The organism is Neobacillus soli NBRC 102451 (assembly GCF_001591665.1).
GTDB classification, from domain to species: domain Bacteria; phylum Bacillota; class Bacilli; order Bacillales; family Cytobacillaceae; genus Neobacillus; species Neobacillus soli.
Window position 1 is genome coordinate 1 of sequence record NZ_BCVI01000116.1, and the last position, 1908, is coordinate 1908.

The 1908-nt window shown below is 34.2% G+C and carries 2 protein-coding genes; one reads left to right on the forward strand and one right to left on the reverse strand.

What is annotated here, in order from left to right; translation table 11 throughout:
• The first annotated feature begins 335 nt into the window (after nt 1-335).
• Nucleotides 336-587: a DUF2642 domain-containing protein gene (locus BSO02S_RS25885; RefSeq protein ID WP_066074896.1), complete on the forward strand. Its 252-nt coding sequence runs from the start codon at nt 336-338 to the stop codon at nt 585-587.
• 93 nt (nt 588-680) lie between these two features.
• Here BSO02S_RS25885 and BSO02S_RS25890 read toward each other — a convergent pair whose 3' ends face one another.
• A complete protein-coding gene (locus BSO02S_RS25890; RefSeq protein ID WP_066074899.1) occupies nt 681-1460 on the reverse strand; it encodes a DUF2268 domain-containing putative Zn-dependent protease in 780 nt (259 codons plus the stop codon).
• Nucleotides 1461-1908 lie beyond the last annotated feature (448 nt).

A 1908-nucleotide genomic window follows, 5' to 3' on the forward strand; every position in this document is an offset into this window, starting at 1 on the left:
TTTCATAAGACAAGGGTTGATTGGACAATCGTCATAGTGCAAGAACAAATTTAGCGAACTGTTTAAAAACCTTCTAAAAATGAAAAGAAGCATCTGCAATAAATGCATACGCTTCTTCGGAGGTAAATATATTTGGTACAGGTTCGGAGGTAGTACTATCATATGCAATTGAACGAAAAAGGAATGGACAAGTGCTGATTTTAAAAAGTTTTGCAGATGGGCTTTATAGAAGACAGATTTAATATTTCCACTAATCACCTATAACACTTGTCCATAACGATATTTAATTCAATACGTATAATGTCGTATGTTTCAAAAGAAATTGGGGTGAAAACATGTCAGTCGAACATTATTATGGATTGTGTCAAAGACACATAGGAAGAGCTGTTGTAATCAGAACCCATGATGGAAGAATTCATAGGGGAATCGTACATCGTGTCTCCAGAGACAGAGTTTTTCTTCAACCAATGGGGCGTCCTAGAAACCTAGGCGGTTTTGGTTATGGAGGCTGGGGCTGGGGTTGGGGCGCTGGAATCGCGTTTGGTTTTATTGCTTCATTAGCTGTACTTTCTCTATTCTTTTGGTAGTTCATTTAAATTATTATATATGATCACTTCTTGATCCTATAAAAACCAGACGAAAAGTATTTTTTTCGTCTGTTTATTTTCCGTTTTATGGTACTATCTTATTATTTGAGCAATAATTTCTGTGTTGATATTAAGGAGATCCTTACTTGTTTTGTTAGTTGTTTCAACATAATTCTTAACCAAATAATATCCAACACAGTACCCTGCCATTTTCGGATAGAAACGTAATCCATACAATAGGTTTTGATGTTTACTATCACTTTTTAGAATATTTCTATTTGGGAACACTATGTTATTCCACATTTTCTTTAGTTCTTCATTGGAATAATATGATGTCCACGTAGCTAAAAATTCTTCGCCCATTCTTTCACGTACTGCATTTTCAGCTAATCCTTCCAAAATGATTGTATCCAACAATACGTAATCATCTTCGTCTTTTTGATACTTGGATAACCGACAAACATGGTTATACTCATGTGTAAATAATGCCCTTATTTCCTTTTCTAAATTATCCTCTGAAATAAATAAAAGTAGTTTATCTTTGAAGGCCAAACCTGATTTTCCGTTAAAGTCCTGTTTTAATTTTCGGTTGTGTATATCTGATGGAAAAATAAAAATAGGGATATTTGGTCCTTCCCACACTTTTTGAAGTCGTAGGTTTTCCTCTTGTACAATCTCCCATACTTTATTTTTTTGTAACTTTCTCACTACCTCGTTTCCGTTCCTGAGAGGATGATACATTCCATATTGAGTTAAGTAATCGTAGATTTCGGAAGCTGAAGCATCCTCAAAGTGTACAATTAACTTTTCACATATTTCAATTGGTTTATGATATGAATCGTGTAACCACTGATCTGTTCTAATCACTCCCATATCAGCACCCCTAACTACATATTTCATTAAAAATACATTATGCACTTAGCATATAAACGTTCCGAAACCTTTTTCTTTACCTTCCTGATATCCTAAAAATAACATTCTTAGGTTTCAATCTTTTTTCCTAATAGGCCTTTAAAAGCTCATTTGTGTTAATAAGAGTATCATGACCAAATTAATCCCATTATCATAAAATAATGTCAGTCCCACAAGGTTCTGAACCACAATATCAAAGACTTCACTTTCGTAAGCAAGTGAACCGACGGCCAGGAGGGCACTGAAAAAGCTACCTTTAGAAACTAAATAGCTACTATCAAAAAAGACGACTCAAATTCATATTTCTGAATTTTAGAGTCGTCCTTTTTATCGATTTTCTTATTAAACTGCTCTGTGTTCTGTACAGTTTAGAAGCGCATGAAAGAAGTTCCTACAATGATCAGTAGAA

Bases quoted from the DNA above. Each gene is read 5' to 3' on its own strand.
- BSO02S_RS25885 (WP_066074896.1), top strand. From the start codon at position 336: ATGTCAGTCGAACATTATTATGGATTGTGTCAAAGACACATAGGAAGA.
- BSO02S_RS25890 (WP_066074899.1), bottom strand. From the start codon at position 1,460: ATGGGAGTGATTAGAACAGATCAGTGGTTACACGATTCATATCATAAA.